General features: G+C 47.0%; 15 protein-coding genes. 7 read left to right on the forward strand and 8 right to left on the reverse strand.

Annotation, left to right across the window (positions count from 1 at the left end):
- The first annotated feature begins 535 nt into the window (after window positions 1-535).
- On the forward strand, window positions 536-4525 hold the full coding sequence (gene pulA, locus UF05_RS11980) for a pullulanase-type alpha-1,6-glucosidase (RefSeq protein WP_045545563.1): 3990 nt from the start codon (window positions 536-538) through the stop codon (window positions 4523-4525).
- A gap of 113 nt (window positions 4526-4638) precedes the next feature.
- Here pulA and UF05_RS11985 read toward each other — a convergent pair whose 3' ends face one another.
- The 5 genes from UF05_RS11985 to UF05_RS12005 form a co-directional block, all read right to left on the reverse strand.
- On the reverse strand, window positions 4639-6255 hold the full coding sequence (locus tag UF05_RS11985; RefSeq protein ID WP_045545564.1) for an endonuclease: 1617 nt from the start codon (window positions 6253-6255) through the stop codon (window positions 4639-4641).
- Window positions 6256-6599: 344 nt separating this feature from the next.
- Window positions 6600-8210 carry an alpha-amylase family glycosyl hydrolase gene (locus tag UF05_RS11990; protein WP_045545565.1) on the reverse strand — a complete coding sequence of 537 codons (1611 nt, stop codon included), beginning with the start codon at window positions 8208-8210 and terminating at the stop codon, window positions 6600-6602.
- Between the two features lie 120 nt (window positions 8211-8330).
- The gene (locus UF05_RS11995; protein ID WP_005500002.1) at window positions 8331-8837 is read right to left on the reverse strand and encodes a hypothetical protein; all 507 of its coding nucleotides are present in this window, start codon (window positions 8835-8837) and stop codon (window positions 8331-8333) included.
- A 313-nt stretch (window positions 8838-9150) separates the two neighbouring features.
- Window positions 9151-9960 (reverse strand): MalM family protein, encoded by an 810-nt coding sequence (locus UF05_RS12000; RefSeq protein WP_024702201.1) that lies wholly within the window; start codon window positions 9958-9960, stop codon window positions 9151-9153.
- Window positions 9961-10060: 100 nt separating this feature from the next.
- Complete coding sequence (locus UF05_RS12005; RefSeq protein WP_017447176.1) at window positions 10061-11332, reverse strand: maltoporin; 1272 nt, start codon at window positions 11330-11332, stop codon at window positions 10061-10063.
- Between the two features lie 444 nt (window positions 11333-11776).
- Between UF05_RS12005 and glgX the strand changes: the two genes are divergently transcribed.
- From glgX to UF05_RS12020, 3 genes are all read left to right on the forward strand, one after another.
- A complete protein-coding gene (gene glgX / locus UF05_RS12010; RefSeq protein ID WP_025506352.1) occupies window positions 11777-13768 on the forward strand; it encodes a glycogen debranching protein GlgX in 1992 nt (663 codons plus the stop codon).
- Window positions 13769-14011: 243 nt separating this feature from the next.
- Window positions 14012-14656, forward strand: coding sequence for a recombinase family protein (locus UF05_RS12015; protein WP_015313664.1), 645 nt, complete (start codon window positions 14012-14014; stop codon window positions 14654-14656).
- Window positions 14653-15861 (forward strand): multidrug effflux MFS transporter, encoded by a 1209-nt coding sequence (locus UF05_RS12020; protein ID WP_045545566.1) that lies wholly within the window; start codon window positions 14653-14655, stop codon window positions 15859-15861. The genes UF05_RS12015 and UF05_RS12020 overlap by 4 nt, the downstream gene beginning before the upstream one ends.
- A gap of 80 nt (window positions 15862-15941) precedes the next feature.
- Here the strand turns inward: UF05_RS12020 and UF05_RS12025 are convergent, their stop codons facing one another.
- A complete protein-coding gene (locus UF05_RS12025; RefSeq protein WP_045545567.1) occupies window positions 15942-17669 on the reverse strand; it encodes a hypothetical protein in 1728 nt (575 codons plus the stop codon).
- A gap of 473 nt (window positions 17670-18142) precedes the next feature.
- Here UF05_RS12025 and UF05_RS12030 point away from each other — a divergent pair, with 473 nt between their 5' ends.
- Both UF05_RS12030 and UF05_RS24610 read left to right on the forward strand, forming a co-directional pair.
- Window positions 18143-19096, forward strand: coding sequence for a M23 family metallopeptidase (locus tag UF05_RS12030; protein ID WP_005455166.1), 954 nt, complete (start codon window positions 18143-18145; stop codon window positions 19094-19096).
- Window positions 19000-19452: a bactofilin family protein gene (locus UF05_RS24610; RefSeq protein WP_020838276.1), complete on the forward strand. Its 453-nt coding sequence runs from the start codon at window positions 19000-19002 to the stop codon at window positions 19450-19452. The genes UF05_RS12030 and UF05_RS24610 overlap by 97 nt, the downstream gene beginning before the upstream one ends.
- 57 nt (window positions 19453-19509) lie before the next feature.
- Here the strand turns inward: UF05_RS24610 and UF05_RS12040 are convergent, their stop codons facing one another.
- On the reverse strand, window positions 19510-22257 hold the full coding sequence (locus UF05_RS12040) for a M16 family metallopeptidase (RefSeq protein ID WP_045545568.1): 2748 nt from the start codon (window positions 22255-22257) through the stop codon (window positions 19510-19512).
- A 416-nt stretch (window positions 22258-22673) separates the two neighbouring features.
- On the opposite strand from UF05_RS12040, the gene UF05_RS12045 reads away from it, so the two are divergent.
- Window positions 22674-24560 carry a methyl-accepting chemotaxis protein gene (locus UF05_RS12045; protein WP_045545569.1) on the forward strand — a complete coding sequence of 629 codons (1887 nt, stop codon included), beginning with the start codon at window positions 22674-22676 and terminating at the stop codon, window positions 24558-24560.
- A 118-nt stretch (window positions 24561-24678) separates the two neighbouring features.
- Here the strand turns inward: UF05_RS12045 and fecE are convergent, their stop codons facing one another.
- On the reverse strand, window positions 24679-25443 hold the full coding sequence (gene fecE, locus UF05_RS12050; RefSeq protein ID WP_029852972.1) for a Fe(3+) dicitrate ABC transporter ATP-binding protein FecE: 765 nt from the start codon (window positions 25441-25443) through the stop codon (window positions 24679-24681).
- Window positions 25444-25445: the final 2 nt, after the last annotated feature.

Genomic DNA, 25445 nt, shown 5'->3' on the forward strand with positions numbered 1-25445 from the left:
TCTTTTTTAGTCAGGGCCCAAATGAACTCCCTACCGGGGAGTCTTGAAAATCACATGCCGACCAATATCGGCAGACTTTATTATATAACGACCATTACCGCAAAATCTGAAGCTTCTAAGTGTCTGTTGGCGTTATTTTATTCAATATCAGCGTAACTTATTTTTAAAGGCGAAATATCACCCTGTTTTTTATAGAAGTTAATCACAGTTTTGGGGCTGAGATATTCTCCTCCCCTATCATCCCCCCTTACTCCTCCTATAAAAATTTACATTTTGATGGTGTGCGGAATATCTCACTATGCGACCGTTTTATTATTTATTTTGTGAACAAAATCGACTGTGACAGAAAATTTTTACTTGTAAAAAACTTAACAGCCTGCTCTCACATTTTGCTGATGATTCAGTGTATTAGCATCTAGTTGAACATTTCCTTTTCGGCATCTTGCCCCAAATAGGGCGTGTAGCGCTTCGAGCTTTAGAGCCACGAAATACCGCACGTCCGTTATATCAATTCAATAACAATGGATTTGTAAACGTGGACAATAAAACATTCAAATTATCAACGATTGCCAAAACCGTACTGCCTTTGATTTCCATCGCGGTCATCAGCGGTTGTGGCAGCGATAGCACAAGCGACGACACCACGAACCCAGGCTCTGGCCTATACCCTGCGGGAGAGAACGAGGTTGTCATTTACTACAAGCGCGATATTGCATCCGCATCAACGGCAAGCGACTACGAAGGTTGGGGCTTGCACTTGTGGAACGGCGAAGGCTGTACCAGCACCGACTTAGAAGCCATGGGCATTGCCGGCACAGGTACGGACTGGTCTGCACCGCGTCCATTCGACGGCATCAACGACACCTACGGCGCTTACTACGTACTGAAAGTGAACCCAGATGCGTCTGATCCGCACGAATGTATGAACTTCATTCTGCACAAAGGCGATGAGAAAGCCTTCGGTAGCTCGAACTCAAAAGTGGAGCTGACCAAAATTGGCGACTCTAAAGGTCTATTTGGCTTCCACGGCAGCAGCGAGCTTTACTACGAGCCAATCGAAGAACGTCCAGTCGATATTGATGGTCAAAAAGCGCATTGGTTAGATGCCAACACTATCGCATGGGAAGCGGCAGCCAATGCTGATTCAATGAAGCTGTTCTACAGCTTGACCAACGACATCAAAATGGATGAAGACAAGCAAATCTCTGGCAGTACAGCTGTTGAGCTGACCAAAGCGGGCGATTTGTCTGACGGTCTTAAATCTCGTTTCCGCCACCTTGCAAGCCTTCAAGCCGCTGGCATTGATGTGGACGATGCAACCCTACGTACGATTCTGAAATCACAAATCGTCATGGTGGCTTACAACGCAAATGGCGACGTTATTTCTGCAACTGAAGTGCAAAAGCCGGGCGTTTTGGATGCGGTGTTTGCCGACTCCAAGGCAGGTAACGCAATTAGCCAAGAACTCGGCGCGATTGTGGAAGGCGGCGCAACAACCTTCAAACTTTGGGCGCCAACAGCGCAAGACGTTGCTCTGATCATCTATGACGAGAATCTGAAAGAAGAAACAACCGTTGCGATGAAAGAAGATTCAGCAACTGGTATCTGGGTTTCTGAAGCGCAAAGCAACGTCGTCAACAAATACTACCGTTACCAAGTTAAAGTTTACCACCCAACAACGGGCGTCATCGAAACTCGCTTGGTCACAGATCCATACTCTCTGAGCTTATCGAAAAATTCGATGTACTCTCAAGTGATCGATTTGGATGATCCAAGCTTGATGCCACAAGGCTGGAGCGACTACGAACGCCCAACCGTTAAAAAAGATGAAGACCACGTACTTTACGAATCACACCTTCGTGACTTCAGCTTTAACGATACAAAAGGCACCAAAGAATACAACGGTAAGTACTTAGCACTCACAGAAGCAGACCGCGAATCGGTCTCTCACTTGCAAGCACTAAAAGACGCAGGTTTAACAACGCTTCACATCCTGCCAGCGTTCGATATTGCTACGGTTGATGAAGAAGCGGCGAACCGCGTCGATATTACTGACACCGTAGGTAAATTGTGTGGCATCAAACCAGAAGCGTCTGTCTGTGACGAAGTTGATGGCGCGAAAGTGATTGAAGATGTGCTGAACAGCTACGATCCAGCCACCGGTTCTGCGCAAGCACTGATGAACGATTTGCGCATGCTAGACAGCTTCAACTGGGGTTACGACCCATTCCATTACACGGTGCCAGAAGGCAGCTACGCGACCGATCCAAACGGCTCAAAACGTATTCTTGAGTTCCGTGAAATGGTGCAAGCAACGCACAAAATGAAGCTGAAGCTGATCATGGACGTGGTGTACAACCACACCAATGCCTCTGGCATTAACGACAAATCCGTTCTAGATAAAATCGTCCCAGGATACTACCACCGTCTTAACGTCAACACTGGCGGCGTAGAAAACTCAACCTGTTGTGACAACACAGCAACAGAAAACTTGATGATGGGTAAACTGATGGTTGACTCATTGAAAGTGTGGGCGGACGACTACAAAGTTGACGGTTTCCGTTTCGACTTGATGGGCCACCAGCCAAAAGATGTGATGGTCTACGCGCTTGAGCAAATCCGCAAGATTGACGAAAACACCTTGTTTTACGGTGAAGGTTGGGACTTCGGTGAAGTGTCTAACAACGCTCGTTTTGATCAAGCCACTCAGCTAAACATGGCTGGCACTGAAATCGGTACGTTCTCGGATCGTCTGCGTGACGCTGTTCGTGGCGGTAGCCCATTTGATGGCGGTGTCGATTCAGAAGGTAAGCACCCACTTCGCTTCAACCAAGGTTTTGGTAACGCGGCTTACGCGAATGAAGAAACCAAAGTGGACGCAGAATCGGTGAATGGTCGTCTACACAACCAAGATTTGGTTCGTCTAGGCATGGCGGGTAACTTGGCTGACTTCGTTCTTCTAGACTACAAAGGCGACACTAAACTAGGTAAGAACGTTGATTACAATGGTGCGCCAGCAGGCTACACAAAAGTGCCATCAGAAAACATCTCGTACGTGTCTAAGCACGATAACCAAACACTGTGGGATAACAACGCGTACAAGATTGCGACTGCGACTCCTTCTGCAGATCGTGCACGCATGCAATCTGTCTCGCTATCAACAATAATGCTTGGCCAAGGTATCCCATTCATCCACATGGGTTCTGAGCTTCTGCGTTCTAAATCGATGCAGCGTGACTCTTACGATTCTGGTGACTGGTTCAACCGCGTCTTCTTCGACGGCAGTGACAACAACTGGAACGTAGGTCTGCCTCGTGAAGACAAAGACGGCGCAAACTGGGAGCTGATCAAGAAGATCGTTTCTGACACGACAGCGAAGCCAGATGCAACCGACATTGAGCTAACCAAACAACAATTCCTAGAACTACTAAAAATCCGTAGTTCAAGTGAACTGTTCCGCTTAGATACCGCTCAAGAAGTCATGAACCGTGTTGACTTCCGCAACGTTGGTAAAGACCAAGTGGAAGGCTTGATCGTTATGTCTATCGACGATGGTAAATCAGCAGGTGCCGATTTGGATTCGAAATACGATGCGATCGTTGCCGTGGTGAACTCAACATCAACAGAGAAATCATTTGTCGTGAAAGGCGCGACAGGTTTCGAGCTGCATGAAGTTCAACAAAACTCTGCAGATGACATCGTGAAAGGCGCAAGCTTCGCAAATGAAACCTTCACTGTGCCAGCACTGACTACTGCGGTATTCGTACAGCCACAAGACGGCGCGCAAGGTGCGGGTCTGCCAGTCAATACGGACAACAAAGACGTATCGAGCATTCCTCCTTTCGGTGAAACCGTGGTTTACGTGAAAGGCACAATGAACAATTGGTCAGACAACAGCGACTGGGCAATGACTTTCATTGGCAACGGCATGTACTCAGTAACAGGCGTACTTGAAGCAGGCAGCCACGAGTTCAAATTTGCAGACACAGGTTGGGCAAATCCAAACATCGGTTGTTCTGTGGCAACAGTGGGCAGCGGCTCTCTGGAGCTAGGCGCAGACGAAAACTGTAAACTCACCGTCGCAGAAACAGGCAAGTACAACTTCACACTGAACGCGCTATACGTTCAAGATGAGAAAGTGGAAAAACCTGTGGTTTCCGTAACCAAATCTGCGGATGCACCAACGTTTGGTGAAACAGCACTGTACCTACGTGGCACCATCACAAGTTGGGACACTCCGGCGCAAGATTCAGCAGCGAAGTTCAGCTACGTCGCCAATGATGTTTACTCGCTAGACATTGACCTAGCTGCGGGTAGCTACGAGATGAAGATTGCAAGTGCAGACTGGGCAGCAGACACCAACTTCGGCGGCGAAGGCAGTGTTGAGCTTGGTAAAGCACTGACGATGGAAGTCGGTGGCGGTAGTGCAAACCTAAAAATTGCGATTGCAGAAGCAGGAAGTTACAACTTCCATTTCAATGCGGCTGACAAGTCAGCGCCAATCGTAACCGTCACGAAGAACTGAGCTCTCCAGTTTTCACAACATCCGTAAATACAAGGGGAAGCATTATGCTTCCCCTTTCTTATTCTCAATGGTTCGCCGCGAGATTGACTCGCAATGTTGAAACCAATTGCGCGTTAATTCCCCCAAATTTGCTCAACAAATTCAGGATGATCGATAAACGGGTTGCGGTTCCCTTGGAACTCAAACACCAAGTCATTGCGACGGATTTCTTTCGCACTAACAGGATCATTTTTGTGCCAACGTTTCAGCATGTTTAGCATCCAAGGTTCAAATACGTTCGTACTGGTGCCATCCAACACCGCGTCAGAGTTGCTCGTGTTGTTCTCCCAATTGCCAATCACGTTCTCGTAACGGGTTGCCATGTAAAAATAAGCGCGCGCAAAATCGCCTTTAAACTCATCAATCGGCTCAAACACGGTGCCTGAATAACCCAGTGCTGTGCTCGCTTGACCTAGCTTAGAACCATTGCTGGAAACATAAGTCGAGGTGCCCACTTCGCCAAATGGCCAGTTGCTACGTTTGGCGTTTACATAACCATCGGTGGCAAACAAATGGTGACCGTCTGAGTTCATTGGTTCAACTTTGCCACCAAACCAGCTTTTCGGGAACGAGTGTTCACGGTTGTAGCAATCCCCTTCTTGACTGTATTGACCGCATTGGTCGATTACTTTCGTGAAACTCACTGCATCGTTGCCCACAGGCTTCTCTGAATACATATCAAGAATGGAGCCATCTTTCTCGTAGTAGTTATCCAAATCTGCGTCTTTTACCAAAGTCCAAATCGCTGAATAGCCACGGCTGGAGTGATTATTGATGATGTTAAACAATGCCGTTTTGAGTGCGTAGCCTGTCTTGCCAGACGCGGCTTGATAATACCCATCAACCACTGGTGGAGTCGTGGTGGTGTCACCTAACGTAAAATCAGTGGTTTCGCTTTTGGCGAACTCAGCGCCAGAAGCAAGGGTCTTGGCTCCTTCCATCAACGTGTACGAACCCGCGCCACTTCCACAACAAATGCCGTCACCATACTCATCTTGAATGGTGAACCGGTAGTCACCGTCGGCTAAACACATGCTTTTTTCAACGGTGGTTGCCGACTCATAACCCTGACCAGAGAACAGTACTTCGGCTTGGCTGTTTTTCAGCGTCCAACTGGTTTCAGAACCATAGTTGTCGGTCGTGAGAGTCAAGACCACTTGGTGATCACTACAGCTCTCTACGGGAGGCTGCGTGCTTGTCTCGGTCGGTTGGAAGTTATCGACATAAATCACTTCTGAGCCGTCAAAACCCACTTCATCATAAAAACGTAATCCCACATCGATGGTTTTCGTGGTCGTCGCGGTGTAATTGAGTGTGAGTTCTTGCCACTGATTCGTTTGCTGCGGATTGGAGTAGCCGTGATAACCGTCTGCCACCAATCGAGCTTTTACATGCCCTTCAGTGTGATACACCGAGACTGAGAACGGATAGGTTTTCCCTTGCTCCACATTAATGGTTTGCAAAAAGTCGGTGTTGCTCTGGGTACCCGTGTTCACGACGACTTGAGCAGCCAAGCCGCCCGATTTGATTTGTTCGCTGCTTGGCGACACCGCGATGCCAGCGTCAATCACTGACCACTGCGTAGGTGCATTGCCATTCCACTGTTCAAAGTCACCATTAAGAATTTGGCTATACGCAAGCGGAGAGCTAACGGCAGCAAGGAGACAAAGAGGAGCTGTGATGGATTTCATTATACTTTTCCATTAGTTATGTAAATCCCAAACACGATAAACATATTAGTTAGGCATAAATAACCCGTAAGTCACACTTTTACGTTGCACGAGTGTTAATTTGCTTTTTAATGTGCAGCTTATCTCACAAATATCGTACGGATTAACAGCAAAATACCTGTACAAAACGCGAGGTAGCCAGTTATCCGCACCTTGGTAGAAACCATTGAGAAGTTGAGAAAAAGGAGAGCAGTAGAGCGAAAAAAGCCAAGTGTGCACCTATGGGGGTCAGCAACAACACTTGGCTTGTGTATTAGAAAAGTTCTGTGCAGCTCAACCGATGAGCGGCAATGCTGGATGATTCACTAGGGAGTTACCGCAAAGAATCGCCCTTGTAATGGCGACATCGGAAGTTGATATTGACCATTGCTCGGAGCAATTTTTTCATTCGTGAGTAAATCCACCAGCTCACCGGTGCCAACACTCTCCTGAGCAAGAATGACGGTTCTCGCGCTCTCTAAGGAATTTAGCGCAAACAAGATTTTGTCTGAACCAGATTGTTTCAAGTCCACATAACTGCCGTTACTCGCAACTAAATTCGTGCGTGACCCCTGATAAAGTGCGGGATGCGTATCGCGCATTGTCATCAGCGATGTCACATAAGCTTTGAGATCGGCTTGGTTTGCATCAAGCGTCGCCGTCACGCCTTCAATTTTCGCACTGCTGCGCGCAACGTGATCATCGCACAAACCTTGAATAGCACAGGTGTTGTTGTCTTCTTTTGCGGCAAAACCATCCACTTGATCCCCGATTTCATCGCCGTAATACAACGTGATTGGCCCAGTGTACGCAGCTTGGAAAGCAAACGCGGCTTTATGGCGTAACCAATATTCTGCATCATTCACATCCGCCAAGTTTCCGCGCTGCAACAAGTCACCAAAGCGCACTAAATCGTGGTTGCCGATCATCAAATTCGGCTGCGCATGTGTTGGATATTGGTTGTGTGTGCTGTAGCCGTTGTCTAGCCAATCCACACCGCGACCACCCACGCCACTCTCATTCACGGCCAAAGTTTCAACGATGCGATAGCGCATAGGGAAGTCAAACGCAGAGCACAATGCGGGATCGCTGTTCGATCCATACGCCTCATTCGCGATCTCAGACTCCCCTTTCCAAATCTCTGCCACCATGTAACCCAACGGATTCACTTGATCGCCTTTGCTATTGGTGTACGTCACACTTAGTGAGGCTTCATCGACGGCTTTACGAAGTTGTGTCCATGCGTCTGTCGGAACTTGATAGGCTTGATCTAAACGCCAGCCGTCAATCTTGAGTTCTTTGATCCAATACGTCGCCACCTCTTTGTAGAAATCGAGACTGGCTGGGTAATCGACGGGATTGCTTGAGCCAGAAGGCAACAAGCCGGAAGGTGAGGGTTTGATCAAACCATTCTTATGGTGGCCAAATACGCCATCAAAAAATACGTACAAACCGCGTTTGTGTGCTTCTTCGACTAGAGTTTTCGCGGTCGCTAAGTCACCAAATTTAGGGTCGATTTTAAAGTAATCTGTCGCAAAATAGCCGGTGGCGTCCAAACGATCCGCCCAATGATCTTGTCCTGCTATCGCTTCTGACTCAAAAACTGGCGTCAACCAAATCGCATTCATCCCTAAGTCTTCGATGTAATCGAGTGAATCAATCACCCCTTGCAAATCACCATTGTGATGGCTGGTGCCATAACCAGTACCGTAACCAATGCTTGCATCACCATCCACAAAACTCTCTACCATGATTTGATAAGTACGAAGTTGGTTACTTTGCGCCATGACATTGGCTTGGCAAGCATAACTCGTATCCGGTAGCGGCGTGCTGCTATTACTGTCGCCACCAGAAGAATTACACGCAGATAAAGCACCCATCACACTTAACGCAAGCAGCGATCGATACAGGCGATGGTTACGTAGAACATTACGCATTTTACTCTCCCTAATTTACTCAAATAACCTACAAACATTTGAGTAATAAAATTAACCCCAACATGTTTTCCATGTAGGGGCTAATAAATAAAAACTAATTTTAAATAACTTAATGGAATATTATTGGCACTTATTTACCATGACATGAACAGGTTTGCCTTTTCCTTCAAACTGAAGGCTCCAGACATATTTACCATCTTCTTTAATATCCACAACCGTATCAGTACCGTAACCACCAAACGTTAATGGTGTTAATTCACCAACATTCATTCTATTTCCTTTTGCAGTAAATTGTGGGAACCATAGCTCGGTCGCATACTGCATTTTGTAGGAGCCTACTTTTTCTTGAACCACCGCTTGGTAGAAGTTATTCCCTTTGTAAGTGTATTGACGCTGAGGCACGTGTTTCCAATCGGAATCCGCAAACGTACCCACCACAAATAGTGGTTTAGAAATTGGTCCTTTCGCCGTGCTATCTGGGTTGTCACACGCTTTCATGAAAGCAACCACTTCGTCTTGAGACATATTAACAACTGGCTCTGCGGCCGCTTCAGGTTCTGCCGTCGATTGACAACCTACTAAGGCAACAAGTAAGGCAGCAGCAAGAGAGGTCTTCATCATGTTCATTTCACGTAATTCCTTTTTAGTATATCCAAAGCAAAATAAACTCAACGACTAAAATAAATATTAATCGTTATTAAAATGGGAATATCGAACGCTAAATATCGTCGGCTTGAGAATTTAAATCACTTCGAGAGTTTTATTTATTTCCTAAGATAAAAATATAAATTAGGAACTGTCATTAATTATTGATCTAACCAATATAAAAAACAAAGCAATAAAAATAATTATGTGAATAAGGTAACTCTATGTAGGGGTATTTTTATTGGTTTATTTTCTATGAAAAAAGGCCAGCATTTCGCTGACCTTTTATATTCGATTATTTTTTATTTACGGCTTTCACAAACACTTCTTGTGCGCCTTCAATACCTAGCTCTTTTGCTTCATCAAGCAAGGTGAGTGCTTTCGGAATATCGTTCGCTGCGACTGCCGCTTCAATAGAGCTGTGGTAGTAGCTAGTGAGATCCGTACCTTGAGGAATGTTGTCGTTTTTCGCAACAATCTTGGTATTCACGATATCATTCGCGGATACCGAAAAGCGGAACTGACCCAATGGGCTATGTTTCGCGAGAGGGTCTGCAATATCTGGCGGCTGAGTATGGCGCGCCATGGCGAAGGCTTTTGCAGGGTGTAGAACTTGTGTACTTCCTTTTAGATCGGCGGAAGTCGTGTAAACCAATACATGAAGATCATTACCTGTCATGTCTGGAATCACATTGAGATCAAGTACGAATTTATCGTTGTCCAACAGTTTTGCTGGTTCGTACTTAAACTTTGAGAAATCGGCTTGGTAAATGGTTTCTCCTGCCGAGTTCATCACTGCGACATTTGGAGCATAAAATTGAAGTTCTTTACTTACGAATGTCTCTAATTTGATATCGAGACTGCCACGATTGCCCGGAAGAGCGAACGCTGCAATTGCGCCAGCACTGTTGCCATCCAACAGCATTTGGCTTTTATCAGTCAAAGCGAACTCAGTAACCACAGGCACATTAAGCGGTACCCATTGAATATCACCCGATTGAGTGATTACTTGTTGCTGACCTTTTGGACTCATCTCTACTTGTTCTACGGACGCACAACCAGTAGCCAACATGCCCAGCAGTACGGGAGCAAGCCATTTTCTCATTACTGTCTACCTCGACTCATTATTGTTTTTGAAATAAATACAGCCAGATAGGTTCTGGCTGTATCATTCTAGGACAATTTAGGACTTAGTGGTTAGATGATTACCACCAAGCTTCAGCTTGTACACCGAATTGGAACGTATCGTCTGAACGACCGTTATCAAATGTGTTTGAGTTGTCTTCTTTGTCAGCCGTTAGGTAAGAAGCGTAAACACGGATTTCAGGACGAGCCCAGAAGCTAGAGCCAGCAGACCATGCTTGAGCAACAGTTAGCTTACCGTATTTGTTTTCTTCGCCGTCGTTATCGTCGATAGCGTAGCCAGCTTCGAAGATAGTTTTGTGGTTGTCATCCCATTTGTACATTGGACGAACAACAACAGACATTGTTTCCCACTTGTCTTGGCCAGCCCACATGTCTTCACCAACACCGTATACTAGTTGGTGACCCATTTCCCAGCTGTCGCCCATGCCGATTACACCCCAGTTGATTAGGCGGTAACCAGATGCACCATTATCAGCTTCTGCACCGTACCAGCTACCGTCGCCGTAGAACGCCATTGTTTTTGAGTAGCCTTCAGTACCGTACTGGAATACAGTTTTGTTGAAACCAGAGTCTAGACCTTGAGTCAACTCTGCTGTGAACATTACGCCGTTTTTCGCATCTTTAGTGCTGTTTGGCGCAGCGTCAGTTTCGTTAAGAATCGCGTAGTTCAAGCCCATTTCTAGAGAACCGTTGTCCCATAGAGGAAGACCTGCGTAACGTACGTCTAGAGTGTTAACGTTTGTTGCGCCGCCGTCATTGCCTGTATCTACGATATCGCCACGGTCGTTACGAACCCAAGCGAAAGAAACTTTACCTGGACCTGCTTCGATACCTTCAACACCAGCGCCCGCGCCAGAGATGTTCCAGTAGTAGAAGTCAGAGATATGGATGTCATGACGTTGGTAGTAACGCTTACCAGCCCAAAGTGTCGCTTCTGGAGCAAAGTTTAGTAGGCCTTTAGCTTGAACGTTAAACTGACGTAGAGCGAATTGTGCATCGTCTACACATTTCACGTTGCTTCCGTCCATACCACAGTTAGTTGAAGTACTTTCCCAGTCGTTTGAACCGTTAGAAGTCATTGCGATCATAGAGTCTACGTAGAACGTTTTACCGTTGTTGTTGTAAACTTCTTTACCTAGTTGAATCTCGCCGTAAATATCACTCTCGTTACCTAGACGACCAACCTTGTTCTTTTCGAATGTTAGTTGTTGACCACCGTCAGCGTTCACGCCAACGCCAGCACGCATGTAACCGTGGAAGTCCACTGCGAAAGCAGAACCAGCAGCTAAAGTTGCAGCAACAGCAGCTGCAATTACACTTACTTTTTTCATTCTTAACTCCATTAAGGGTATTTATAATTCTGTCTTCCCTGCTCGCCCTCAGGTGAATATAGGCAGTAAAAACGCACCTAAAGAAAGAGAGGTAAGATGGGAACGAATCCCCGTTTGTTTCAACAGTTATAAGACTACCCGAGGGGTACAAGGATGACTTCCTCCGCCCCAAACTAATTTAGGGGGGATGAGAAGGGAGTAGAGAAATTACCGCATGGTGTTTTTTCGAGTCAGATCACCAATCTAGGGAGGAATTAGTAAGTTTCTTCGGTTTTGAGCCGCTACAAAGTGATAGCTAATTCATATTTTTGACCCGAAGTCGTCATCTAAAGTAATTAAATTACACGAATATTTTTCTATTTAAGGTGGTTGACCTTAGTAAGACAAAGTTTTTAACTTATAGTTTCCTAAAGGTAGCAATAAATAATAAATAAAGTATCTCCGATGACACGACTTTTCTCTCGCCCCTACCCCCTAGGCGCAACGTTAAATAAAGAAGGCTGTAACTTCTCTATTCATGCTCCGGGTGTAAAAGATATCCAGCTGGCATTGTTTGCAAGCGATGGCAGCTATAGTTTGCATGACTTACCCAATGAATATGCGGGTATACGTCATACCTTTATTCCCGATATCAAACCGGGGCAAAAATATGGTTACGTTGTCACACATAGAGATGAACCATTACTCATCTCCGATCCTTACGCCAAATCTTTAGACAAAGCCCTTCACTACCATCCTCCTTATACTCCAGCCAAAAGTTTTGATATGCCGAAATGCGTCGTTATTGAAGACACTTTCGACTGGCAGGAAACGGATCATCCTCGTATCCCGAGAGAGGACATGGTGCTGTTTGAGACGCACGTTAAAGGGCTTACCCAATTACATCCAGAAGTCAGTGCAACCACCAAAGGGCGGTACCTTGGCCTTGCTTCACCTCAGATGCTAGCGTTCTACAAACAGCAAAACATCAACACGTTGCAATTGCTACCTATCGCAGCGTGCATGCATGAGCCACATTTATTGGAGATGGGTAAAGTCAATTATTGGGGTTACAACCCTTATTTGTTTATGGTGCCCGATCCTCGTTACGCAGAAAAAGACGCGGTAACCGAGCTCAAAACCACCATTCGTGAGCTGCACAAGCATGGGATCGAAGTGATTCTGGATGTGGTTTACAACCACACAGCAGAAGGAGGCGAAGGCGCGACAGTATTTAATCTCAAAGCGCTCGATTCTCGCTTTTACATCAAACACGGCAATCACTTCGCCAACTACACAGGTTGTGGCAACACGGTCGATCTCACCTATCAACCAGCATTAAATCTGGTTATGGACACGCTGCGTTACTGGGTTAGCGAATTCAAAATCGACGGTTTCCGTTTTGATTTGGCCGCCACTTTGGGACGTCAAGGGGATGATTACAACCCTGAAGCGGCATTTTTCAAAGCCGTCGCTCAAGACCCGATTTTGCGTGAAACCAAATTGATTGCCGAGCCGTGGGATATTGGCCCTAATGGCTATCAAGTTGGTAACTTCCCATTTGGTTGGAACGAATGTAACGACAAGCTGCGCGATATTTCCCGCAGTTTTTGGCGTGGTGATCAAGGCTATTTGAAAGAATTCGCCACTCGCCTTATGGGCTCTCGCGATATCTACAGCGCCGCCAACTGGCCATACAAACTCACGGTAAATTACATCACTTACCACGATGGCTTCACGTTGCAAGATTTAGTCTCTTACAAGCACAAACATAACGAAGCCAATGGCGAAGAGAACCGCGATGGCCACGGTGACAACCGCTCAGAAAACTACGGCGTAGAAGGCGAGACGGAAAACATCATGATCATAGCCACGCGTGAGAAGCAAAAACGCAACCTGATTGCGAGCTTGCTCTTTGCGTTTGGTATTCCGCACATTTTGACCGCCGATGTATTGTCACACTCGCAAGGTGGCAACAACAACGCCTACTGCCAAGACAATAAAACCAGTTGGATCAACTGGAGCGAGACGGAGCGCAAAGCGCACTTCAAAACTTGGATGGCGCAAATGGTCGCAAACCGTCACCAATACATGGTGCCTTTCATCCGTGCTTTCAGCGGCGAAAATCGCAACAACAACCGCATTTTCTGGCGTCGAACCGATGGCCGATTAATGGAACACGACGACTGGAACCGATTAAGCTCCGTAGCACTTCACTTAGGCATTGGTAAAGACGGGCAAGAGTTGGTTTACCTCATCAACCAAACGAACGCTACAGCGCGATTTAAGCTGCCAAACGAGCGTAATCAAGAATGGGTAACGATTTGTGACACCAATGTGCGCAACCTCAACCCTGGGCACGCAGAAGGCGAAGTCTTGCTGTCACCGACCTCGATGGTGATTTTGCATTACCAGCCAAAGCCAAACTCGCCACAAGGTGAGCCATTGCAAAGCTAGCCAATACAACACCTAAAATAAAAAGCCGATACAAATATCTGTATCGGCTTTTTTCATTGCTTGCAGACAGATACCCCAACATACATCTTTGAACACCAATCAGCCATAAAACTCATCACCTAGATAATTGGGATATGTTCTAAGAAAACTTAAATGGCTCATTTAGTGTTGTAAGCATTAATGAACCCTTGTATATTTATGGACCATTACAGTATATGAACCAACCCAATGAGGAATGCGGTCATGGCGACTTATATCTACACGCGCTACTCTCCAAAAAACAAAGCCCACAGTGAGCACCTTGCCGCGTTGCGTGAGGCAGCTCCTGATGCGCTGCATTTTGAAGATAAAATTCGTGGCTGCGTTCCCCCTTCAGAAAGAGAAGCGTTTCAAAAGCTTAGCAATACGATTCAATCTGGCGACACCATCGTGATGTGGTGGCTGACAGCATTTGGTCGCGATTTTAGTCAGGCTCTCAACGCCATTCGAGCCTTGCTTGAAAAAGGCGTCACACTAAAAACCGTATGTGAACCATTGACGTTTGAACCTGACTCAGAACAGACGAAAACGTTACTCGCTTTGCTATCAGGTTATGGAAAGGTACAAATTCAACATCGGTTGTTCGCGGCAGAGCAAGGCCGCCAAGCCATTAAAGATCAACCAGATTTGTGGAAACAGAAGTTCCGTGGCCGCCCTGCTGACCGGGAAAAACATCGGCTCATCGCGGCGTTACTATTAGAAGGGAACACGCTGTTAAGCGTGGCAGAGCAATGCGATGTCAGCTTGTCGACGGTTAAACGAGTCAAAGCAAAATTGAGCGAGTTTGATGAAGATGGCGCTCTAAGAACGCGAAAAAATGCCGGATTCGCCGATGGTGAATCATCATGAACCGTCCCATCAATTTCCGCACGATTCTATTGGCATGTTTGATCATCAGTGTTGGCCAACTGAGCATGGGTTTAGTGATGCCTTCCCTACCTTGGATCGCCAAAGACTTCTCAGTTTCACTCGATCAAGCGCAGCTCCTCGTGAGTATTTATCTACTTGGATTTGGCCCTTCCCAGTTCATCTATGGCCCAATGTCCGACGCATTAGGGCGCAAGAAAGTGCTACTCGCTGGTTTGCTGATCGCAATGTCCGGCTTGCTGATGATCATTTTCTGGAGCCATACGTTTACTGGCATGGTATTAGGCCGCTTTTTGCAAGGCTTGGGGACGGGTTGCTGCGCGGTGTTGGCTCGGGCTTCTACTCGCGACCAGTTTAGTGGGAATGAGCTTCCCGTCGCGATGTCTTACATTGCTATGGCAGCGTCCATCACGCCGTTGATTGCTCCTGTGATTGGTGGGTTCATTAACTTCCATTTTGGCTGGAGCATGGTGTTCATTTCATTGTTGGGTTACGTGTCACTCGCTTGGATCATCATTGCGTTTCGATTCAAAGAGACCATCACACGACGCTCTGCAATCCCTTCTCCAGCCAAAATGTTGGCGCAGTATCGTGATTTGCTCTCGTCTCGATATTTTATGAGCTTTGCGAGCATCAGTTGGCTCAACTTCAGCTTGATGATCACGACCGTCTCCGTGATGCCTTTTATCATGCAAGACCAAATCGGGATGACATCGGACGAATACGCCATGTGGGCACTGATCCCCGCGTTAGGCATGCTCGGCGGCACAACCATTTGTAACCGCATCCGCCCCGTCATCGGAAATAAGAAAATGCTGCTTTGCACGCCTGTTTTGCATATCAGTGCTGCACTGTGGTTGTTTTTCTGCCCGGTAGAGCCCTTGTATTTGATGATTGGACAATTGTTGATGATTCTTGGCAATGGCATTGCGTTGCCTTGTGCACAAGCACTTGTGATGCAACCATACAAAGAGCAAGCGGGCGCGGCAGCAGCCATGTCTGGCGGCGGTCAAATGGTGGTCTCTTCCTTGGTGAGTATGACGCTGGTGCAACTTGGATTGAGTGAAGCGTGGCATTTGTCGTTGGTTGTAGTGCTGTTTACCGCCATCACCTTGACCAATATTCTACGTGGGTTCAACACTGAAGAAGCGCAACAACACCGAGAGGTGGCAGAGAAAGCCAGCTAATGTCACCGACTTAATTGAAGAAAGAAAAACGCCCACAGCATTCCGTGGGCGTTTTCGTAGGGTTTCAAGTATTGTTGCGTTTACTGCTGGGCAACGCTCACCTTTTTGGTCGAGCTGCGGTAATCAAACTCAAAACCGATGCCTTTGTCAGTAACGTCCATCTTCATGCCGCCCGTTAGCTCGTTTTGGAAGCTCACTAGCACGTCTTCAGGAAGAGGCTGGCCTGTCGCCATTGATGCTTTTTCTAACACTTCCAGAATACGCTCTGAGTCCATGCTAAAGCTCAACAAACCGTTTGGCTTCAACTCTTGAGCCATCACGTCCTTGCTTGCTTCTGCCGCGTACTCACCGCTGTATAGCGTTAGGTGGCTGCCATTTAAGCGTGCAAACACGTCCATCTTCATGCCCGTGTGCATCTCTAACAAGTCACTTACGTTCACAGGTTGGTTGTCTGGTTGCAGTTGAAGCTGCGCCAATTCAGGAACTAGCATTTGCGCAGTTTGAATCAACATGTTTGGATCTTTCGCAGACAGAGTAAACATGCCATCCATTTGGCTAAACACTTCGCCAAACTGTGCATCAGGATTGATGTTCAGATCGAACAGTTGCATGCTCAACCCTTTCAACCCATTCAGCATGCCAGAGCCCATGCTGACCGCTGCCGCCGGGTTTTGTCCGCCCATGTCTTTTTGCATTTGGCTCAGCAGCGCACATTGGTATTGTGGCTGAGTTATCTCTGTCCAAATTTGACCAATCGATGGCGCAAGCGTATTGATGTCGATGCCTAGCGCCAAGCTAAAGAAGCTCTTATCGCTGTTAGACTCGGTTAACACACCACGAATCGATTTAAGCGCATCGACGATCACTTTATTCTTCGACTCAACAACAAAGCCGCCTTTGATTGACGCTTGCTCACCGTTTAGCTTGTACTCCGCAAACGCCACCGATTGAGGCCAGTTTTCTGCAATTTGCGTAAACTCGTTATGACAAACTAGTGTGCGCATTTCCGTAATGTTTGGATCGACATTAAGACGAGTTAATTGACGAGCAAACATGTTGCCATCAACAGTGGTTAAACCTTTGATGATTTCACGATGGTCGATGTAGCCAAAAGAGTTGTTGTTTTTACCATACTGAGTTTGGATGGCTTCAGCACGACCGCTATCCGCTAATGATTGGGTTGGAGACTCAAGACCCAGCGCCATTTTCAACGGGTTAAGATCACCCAACTCCGCGATATCCACCGTCACGGTTAGCACGTTGTCGATAACCGCCACAACTAAGCCAATGCCATCCTGCGGATCTACTGCATCCGTCATTTCATAACGACGGTACTCCACCGTACCCAGCTTCACTTTTTCGTGTGTCACGCCGCTCATTTGCTCTTCGTGATCCAACGTTTTCCAAAGCGCCTCTGGATTCTCGATTGGCAGTTTGTAAACTGGCACCATACCGAGCGTGTAAAGCACTGGGTTGATCTCATCGCCTGTACCTAAGTACGCTTTCAAAGTTTCTGGCGACGCAGCACTTTTTAAGTATCCGTCAAACAGATCGATCGCAAACTGCTCTTTTGGTGACAGCTGCTCACCAACAAACATATCAGACATGGTCATTTGATTGGCAGAGCCAAACGCGTTCACATATTCGTAGTGTTTGAAAGGTTCTGTTTGGAAAGTAACTACGAGCGAATCGGCTGGGATTTGCGCCAATAGTGAGCTTGAACCGCTCTGAGGAAGGTTATTTTGGTACAGGTACCCAGCGGCCCCCGCTGCTGCGACCACTGCTGTAGCCAATAATAGTTTTTTCACGACCAACTCCGTTGTTAGTTATATCGGTTCGTAAATGCGTTTTGCATTCGAGTTTTAAGCCTTAATAAATCGAGTTCTGTAGAGACGAATTACAGTTCTCCTACACCGCCAAACACTGGCTAATGAGTGCTCTATCGGCATATCAACCGTCATCATAAAGATCCGTCGCCAGTTATCAATTTAATGAATATTAATTTCTTAAAATATCCGCAATTTATAGGATAAACCGTGAAGTATGTTGAATTGCACATTCATACTATTGGTAATTTCGTCACTCTAAAGTGCCAAACACGCAACACCGACCAAAATTAACCCAACATTAAATCTGCACTGAGTCTTTTATCAAATATCGGAAAACGGCTCACGACCTGACACTTCTTTCCAATTTGCCTCTGGCAGTCCCCTGTGGTTTTCCTTACAGTCGAGCTCACTCAGTGACGAGGCTTATACCAGAATACGATCATTACGACATGATGAAAGACCAACTGACGATCTCGATATCAACCATCAATGGCTCCAAGCATTGGTATTTCAGTAAACGGATGCAACGCAACCTAAAAACCTTTTTAGGGCTATTTGTACTGACTTTGGCAGCTACCGCCATTCTCATAAACCATCTCTACGCGCGGGTCGATAGCGCAGCGATGAAACAAGCGCAGCTCACCGAGCACTCACGCAGCATGGGCGAAGAGCTCAGTACATTAAAGGCGTTGAAGTCTGAACTAGAAAACGACCTTTCAGAGCGAGAGGAGCGGGTTCAGTTGGTTTCCGAGCGCTTAGGCGAGCTAGAAAAAGTGCTTGGCGTGGATAATCACGCCACCAATGAAGATTTGGATACTCGACTGGATTCAGCAGCGATCACTTCGAATGTGCGAACGCTGATGCTCAATCAAATTCCAAACGGTTCGCCTGTGGGTAAAGTTCGACTTTCATCCGGTTTTGGCAAACGTATTCATCCTGTCACCAAGGTAGCGAAAATGCACCGCGGATTAGATTTCGCGGTGAACATCGGAACAAAAATTTATGCCCCTGCCGATGGCGTGGTGGAAGTCACTCGTCGCAGCAATACCGGCTCTGGCAACTTTCTGAGGCTACAGCACTCTTTCGGTTTTACCAGTTCTTACTCGCACTTAAAGAAATTCAAAGTGCAAAGCGGCCAATTCGTAAGAAAAGGCGATTTGATTGGGATTTCTGGCAACAGTGGGCTCTCTTCTGGCCCACATCTGCACTACGAAGTGCGCTTTGTCGGACGAGCATTGAACCCAAAACCGTTTGTTGATTGGAGCCTTAATAATTTTGAAGATATCTTTACTAAGGAGCGAAAAATACGATGGGAATCTTTGATAAAAACCGTGGAACAACGAGTAGCTCAGCAGCTTCAACTCTCATCGCCAAAGGCTGTACTGTTAGCGGAGAACTCAAAGTAGAAAACGACGTCCAGATTGACGGCATCGTCGATGGTCAACTGAATGTCGAAGGCACGTTAGTCGTTGCAGAAAGCGGTAGAGTCACTGGCGATGTGTATGCCAAGCAGCTGATCATCAATGGTATTCTGGACGGAAACTGTCACGCAGAGCACATTCAAGTACTCACCAAAGGTCGTGTCAGTGGCAAAATCTGGAGCAACAATCTGAGCATTGAACCGGGCGGTAAGTTCTTCGGTGAAGCAGCAGAATTGCCAGAAAAAGAAGTGGTCAGCCTGAAAGGCAAAGCGCAAGAAAGCGCAACGGCGAAAGACAACAGCGCCAACACTGAAAAGCGACTCGCGCGCAAAAGCGCATAAAAAAGACGGCGATTAAGCCGTCTTTTTCGTTTTACTGTTTGCATCCAATGTCTGGTTTCACATCGGGTTGAGAATCAGCGCAGAACGCTTGGCATTTGGACCAAACGCCGATGCCGCACGTGCTTTCACTTCTTCTAGTGTTACGCTCTTAGCGGCTTTCTCCACATCCAACACAACATCCAATCCGTAGTCGTGCGCGAGGTAGCGGCTGTAAACCCAAGCGCGAGAACCAGGGTTGTCACCCAATCCTTGCATCGCGACAGCAAGCTGCTTGGCCGCGGTGTCGACTTCTTTCTGGGTAATGTTGATCGCGAGATCGTCGAAAACCTTATCCAACAGTTTATCCATCAAACCCACATCTTTTGGATCCACCTGCGATTCAAACAACCAGTCCGAAATCGGCTCACCATCTTGCGTCATCGTATAAATGCTAGGGCTGTAATCTAAGCTTGATTCTTCACGGAACGTCTCCAGTACTCGTGCGGCACTGATGCGCTCCAGAATGTCTTCTATCACCGTGTCTTTTGCCGTACGGTTGTACTTGTCGGTGTTGGTAAAACGCAGCAGGTAAAACGATGAAGGCTCGTGACCATCAGTGACGACCGAGCGCGCTGGCAGCTCATCATTAAATGACACACGATAATCTACAGCTTTACCCGACTTCATCTTAATTGATGCCACATATTTGCGTAGAAGTGGCGTAATTTGCTCAGGCTCAACGTCTGCAACAATCACCATTTTGTAACCGTGGTCGGTTTTAAATAGTTGATCATGCACCGCAAGAATCTGCTCTGGCGTGACGGTATCGGCACCATCACTGCTCAGTAAACGATGACGACTATCCGGCGTATAAGCGCTGGTGTTCGCTACTTGGATAAGCTTACCCATAGGCGATTCCAAGAAAGCGCTGCGCTCTTGCTTAAACTCTTGTTTCACCGCGGCAAGCTGACGCTCATCAACCTTGATTTCGGTCGAAAGGTTGTACAAGCCATTCAAAGCTTCAACTAGACGATTTTTTTGCGTCGTAACCTGAACGCCATGCACTGTTGGCTCGAATATTGGACCAAAAGCGATGTTGTTCGTACGTAAATAGGCATCCAGTTCTGAGCCAGAAAACTCTCCTAATCCACTGCGAACGGCGGTCATGGCAGCCAGTTCGTAGGCTGGATAAAGCGATTTATCTAGGGCTGCTTTACCCCCTTGGCTAGTGAAGTAGATGTAAGCGCGGCCACCGGCTTTTGCGTCTTTTTGGAACCAAACATCCACACCATTTGATAGGGTGTAAACCTGAAAACCACCCGGAGCTTGACGCATACTAACGATGCTGCCTTCCTCTGCTGGTTGCAGGAAGCCTTCTGCTTTGGCGTTCATGTCAGAAGGCTTTTCACCAGCTTGTAGGTAGGCGCTGTTAAGCGCAGTGAATACATCAGCAAACTGCGCTTGCGTTTCACTTTTGCCCATGCCAATCACAAAGCTTGGTTGATTAGACAGCAGCTCTTTTAACTGCGCGTTTACGCTCTCTAGCGTCGTTTTATCCAAAAAAGCTGCCAAGCTTTGCGCATAGCTCTCTTTCGATTGGCTTACGCTGTCTTGCTCCAATTGGAAAATACGCGCTTCCGCGTAACTATTTGGCTTGCGTTTGCTCCAATCAGAATCAAGATTTGCCAGTTCGCCATACCAGTTAGATGTGATGCTCTCTAGCTCAGCTTGTGTCACACCGTAATCGCGAAGTGACGTCAACGCACTGATGAAAATTTGGTGCATTTGTTCACGGTGGTCAGGCGAAAATGAGATACCCGCCGACATCAGGCGTTGGTAGTTCGAGTAGTAAGGCTGCGCATAAACGTATTGGTAAGGTTCGGCGGCATCATTGAGAAGGCTGATCAAACGCTGTTGAATCAGTTGAATGGCCACTTCGTCCCGCCATTCTGCGTGTTGCTGCTCGACCGTTTCGCGACGAAGATCGCCGCGTTCAATCACCAAATGCAAGCTTGGTGACTCCATCGAGTTGCTTGGCAGAATTTCGTCTTGAGTATTGAGTCGAATGTCACGACGCTTTTCGATGGCGATATCTGAGGTACTTTCCCAGTTCGAGAACTTGTTCTTGATGATGTTAGCAAGCGACTTAGCGTCCACATTGCCCGTGACGATCAGCTCGGCATACTGCGGCTGATACCATTTCTCGTAGAAGTTTTTCAGCCCATTTGACGTCGCGTTCTCAATTGCATCACGAGTACCGATTGGATCATGCTCGGCGTAAGGCGTTCCTTCAATCGAAGCCTCATACGCGTGCATCGAAAACGACTTATCATCCGGATTGGCGCGTCGCCATTCACCCAAGACAACACCTTTCTCTTTTTCAACTTGAGCTGGAGCGAACTCTAAACCGTCGCCAATGTCTCGCATCCAAGTCAGGGCATCTTCAAGCTTCTCGTTATTGGCCAAGTCGAGCTTATAGGAGGTTTGCTGATAGGTGGTAAACGCGTTGATATCTGCGCCAAAACTGCCGCCAGATTGCTCAAAAAGCTTAACAACGTCATTGCCGGTAAAGTGTGTGCTGCCATTAAATGCCATGTGCTCAACGAAGTGAGCGTAGCCTTTTTGATTGGCTTCTTCTTGGAACGAACCAATGTGCATCACCAAACGAACCGAAACTTCTTGGTCTTGAGTTGGATAGATGTGGTATTTCATTCCATTGGATAGCTGATTAACGTGCCAGTTGGCATCAGGCTGAATCGGCGTGGATTGTTGTGTCAGAGCACACCCTGACAACAATAACGCGGGGACTAACAATATACTGCGCATAACTATTGCCCATAACTATGATTAAGCCGATCAATATAATCCTCGTTCCATGACCTTCACATTTTTAATGGATTATTTACCGCTCAAATGTGATCTATATCACCATTTGGCGAAATCAATTATCATTTACAAAACGCGACAAATCCTTACTTTACAAATACATAAAACAAACCGCTCTCGTATTAGGTTCTTATTTCTTATAAAGCTCAAATTCGCGACATAGCGCCAGTATTTATTTTGAGCAGTAAAATATAATCAATCGATGATTTCGGCGTCAAAAACGCTTTTCAGCGACGACGCCGAATCATATACGAATGAAAATAACCAATAACAAACTACCCCGCGCTTTTAGGTAAATGGGTATTAAGCCCGACACTTAACGCCGCTTGGGTACAAAAAATCTATTAATCGCTGCTATGTTCAAAAATTTATCACTGAAGAATAAACTGGCTATCTCGGCCAGTGCTGCCATCATCCTTGGGGGCGTGTTAGTCGAAGGCTTGTCTTTTCGAGATTCGTTACAACGGTTGGATGCGGAAGTTGCCCAGCGTCTGGAAAGCACCAGCGCGTCATACAACCAGTACGTAAGTGACTGGCTACTCTCTAAAGAGCGAGCACTCACCTCCCTTTCTGCTGAGTCAGAAAAACGAGCCATCGTGACGCACTTGAAGCAGGTGCGAGATTCCGGCGCGTTCGATAACGTCTTCCTCGCTTACCCAGACGGCTCACAAGACAACGCCAATGGGGTGATTTTACCGCCAGGCAATAATGATCCTCGCAAGTGGGGCTGGTACACCAACGCCATTGCCAATCCATCGAAAGTCTTTATGGATAACCCGACCGTTGCTGCTGCAACTGGTGCGAATGTGGTGTCGCTCGGTAAGGCGTTACAACTGCACGGCCAAACAACTGTACTGGGTGCAGATGTCGAAATTGGAGATATTTTAAACAGCCTCAACCAAGTGATCCTACCGGGTGAAGGCTACATGTTTATTGCCAACGATCAGGGCAATATTTTCACCCATAACGACAGCAAGCTCCTAAACCAACCAGTTAGCAAACTGGGCTTAAACAACAACGACATCACCAACGCTGCACGCTCAGGCACTGAACGTCGCGTGTCGATCAGCGGCACCGATTATGTGATTTATGCGCGTCCAATTGAGGGCACCAAGCTCACGACGGTAACGGTGTTGGCTCACAACTCTTTGGTTGCACCACTTTACGATGCCGTTTGGGATCAAATTATCGCGACGGCTATCGTGGTTATCATCTGTGTGGCGCTGTTTAACCTGCTATGTAACATCTTGTTCCGCCCACTCTACAACGTTTCGAATGCGCTTTCGCAAATCGCTAACGGTAGCGGCGACTTGACTCAACGCATCAAAGTAGAAAACCGTGACGAAGTTGGTGAGCTGGCTGAAAACTTCAACCAGTTTGTCGAAAGTTTACAGCAGCTTATAGGTCACATTCGTCACCAAGCGGAAGAACTAAGCCAGCAATCAGAACTGAGCACGACTCGCGCGAATCAGTCTGTTTCTGATCTGAACCATCAGCAACAAGAAATCACTATGGTGGCGACCGCTGTGACTGAAATGGCATCGGCAACACAAGAGATTGCAGCGCATGCAGAGCAGACGGCCAAAGCCGCACAAGACTCTTCAGCGAGCACACAAAATGGTCATGAATTGGTGATCAACTCCAAATCGTCCATCAACAATTTGTCTTCTGAAGTCAACCAAGCGAGCGTTGTCATCGGCGAGCTCAACCAGCACGCGCAAGACATCTCAACCGTGCTATCAACGATTCGAGACATCGCAGAGCAAACCAACTTACTGGCTCTGAATGCGGCGATTGAAGCGGCGCGTGCAGGTGAACAAGGTCGCGGTTTTGCCGTAGTTGCAGACGAGGTTCGCGTGCTATCACAACGCACACACACCTCAACCGAAGAGATTCGCTCGACGATCGAGACTTTGCAGCAAACCACACAACGCGCTGTGACCATCATGGATAAAAGCTCTCAGCTCGCGCAAGGTTCGGTGGAAGATGCCGATCGCGCAGCACTGGCTCTGGATGAAATCAACGCGGCCGTTGCGCTGATCAGCGATATGGCAACGCAAATCGCGACCGCAGCCGAAGAGCAAACGCACGTAACCAATGAAATCACACAAAACGTCACGTCCATTAAAGATGTGACCGATCACTTGGTGATTGGTGCCGAAGAATCGATGAATCAATCTGCTGAGCTGAAATCGCAAGCAGAGGATCTCAACTCGAAAGTAGCGACGTTTAAACTGGCTTAAACGCCACGTTAGGAACGATCTTAAAAACAACAAACCCCGCTAGCAACTTTGTTACTAGCGGGGTTTGTTTTTATGGCTCAGCGTTTTTATTGCAGATAGCTTTCGAAAGACGTAAGACCTACACCGCCACACACATCGGCGTGCCTGAGATTGGATCGTTAAATACTCTCGCTTGTAAATCAAACACCGATGCCAACATGCCTTCTGTCAGTACCTCTTGCGGCGTTCCCTGCGTGACTAACTGACCTTTTTCCAACACCACCAAATGATCGCAGTAACGGCAGGCTTGGTTTAGATCGTGTAGCACTACGACCACTGTTTTGCCTTTGTCGTTCATATGCCTCATGAGTTTCATCAGCTCAACTTGGTGAGAGAGATCCAAGTAAGTGGTTGGCTCATCAAGCATCACTACGTCGGTATCTTGCGCCATTACCATCGCAATCCACGCCCTTTGCCTTTGACCGCCAGACAACGATTCAACTGGCTTGTCAGCAAACTCAATCACGCCAGTATCTTGCATTGCGTGCTCGACTAAGGTTTTGTCTTGTTGACTTAACCGACCCCAATGAGAGAGATAAGGCGAGCGGCCATATTCGACCAGTTTTCTGACTGTAATACCTTCAGGACTGACGAGAATCTGCGGCAGCAAAGACAACGAGCGTGCCAAGCGTTTATCACCGTAGCTGCTTAGTGGTTTGTCGTCATACAACACTTGGCCAGAAGCTGGTTTATTGATGCGTACCAAGGTTTTTAATAGTGTCGACTTACCGCAACCATTTGGGCCAACAAGCGCGGTAATTTTACCTTGAGGAATCGACAAAGAGAGATCCGGAATGATGGTCTGTTTGCCGTACGCGACGGATAAATTCTGCGTTCGTAACATGC

Source organism: Vibrio sp. S457-15, assembly GCF_000960545.1.
GTDB lineage: Bacteria > Pseudomonadota > Gammaproteobacteria > Enterobacterales > Vibrionaceae > Vibrio > Vibrio parahaemolyticus.

What these genes read in the sequence shown, in the direction of transcription:
- UF05_RS11985 (WP_045545564.1), bottom strand. Translation starts at nt 6,255, where the DNA reads ATGAAATCCATCACAGCTCCTCTTTGTCTCCTTGCTGCCGTTAGCTCT.
- UF05_RS11990 (WP_045545565.1), bottom strand. Translation starts at nt 8,210, where the DNA reads ATGCGTAATGTTCTACGTAACCATCGCCTGTATCGATCGCTGCTTGCG.
- UF05_RS11995 (WP_005500002.1), bottom strand. Translation starts at nt 8,837, where the DNA reads ATGAACATGATGAAGACCTCTCTTGCTGCTGCCTTACTTGTTGCCTTA.
- UF05_RS12000 (WP_024702201.1), bottom strand. Translation starts at nt 9,960, where the DNA reads ATGAGAAAATGGCTTGCTCCCGTACTGCTGGGCATGTTGGCTACTGGT.
- UF05_RS12005 (WP_017447176.1), bottom strand. Translation starts at nt 11,332, where the DNA reads ATGAAAAAAGTAAGTGTAATTGCAGCTGCTGTTGCTGCAACTTTAGCT.
- glgX (WP_025506352.1), top strand. Translation starts at nt 11,777, where the DNA reads ATGACACGACTTTTCTCTCGCCCCTACCCCCTAGGCGCAACGTTAAAT.
- UF05_RS12015 (WP_015313664.1), top strand. Translation starts at nt 14,012, where the DNA reads ATGGCGACTTATATCTACACGCGCTACTCTCCAAAAAACAAAGCCCAC.
- UF05_RS12020 (WP_045545566.1), top strand. Translation starts at nt 14,653, where the DNA reads ATGAACCGTCCCATCAATTTCCGCACGATTCTATTGGCATGTTTGATC.
- UF05_RS12030 (WP_005455166.1), top strand. Translation starts at nt 18,143, where the DNA reads ATGAAAGACCAACTGACGATCTCGATATCAACCATCAATGGCTCCAAG.
- UF05_RS24610 (WP_020838276.1), top strand. Translation starts at nt 19,000, where the DNA reads ATGGGAATCTTTGATAAAAACCGTGGAACAACGAGTAGCTCAGCAGCT.
- UF05_RS12040 (WP_045545568.1), bottom strand. Translation starts at nt 22,257, where the DNA reads ATGCGCAGTATATTGTTAGTCCCCGCGTTATTGTTGTCAGGGTGTGCT.
- UF05_RS12045 (WP_045545569.1), top strand. Translation starts at nt 22,674, where the DNA reads ATGTTCAAAAATTTATCACTGAAGAATAAACTGGCTATCTCGGCCAGT.
- fecE (WP_029852972.1), bottom strand. Translation starts at nt 25,443, where the DNA reads ATGTTACGAACGCAGAATTTATCCGTCGCGTACGGCAAACAGACCATC.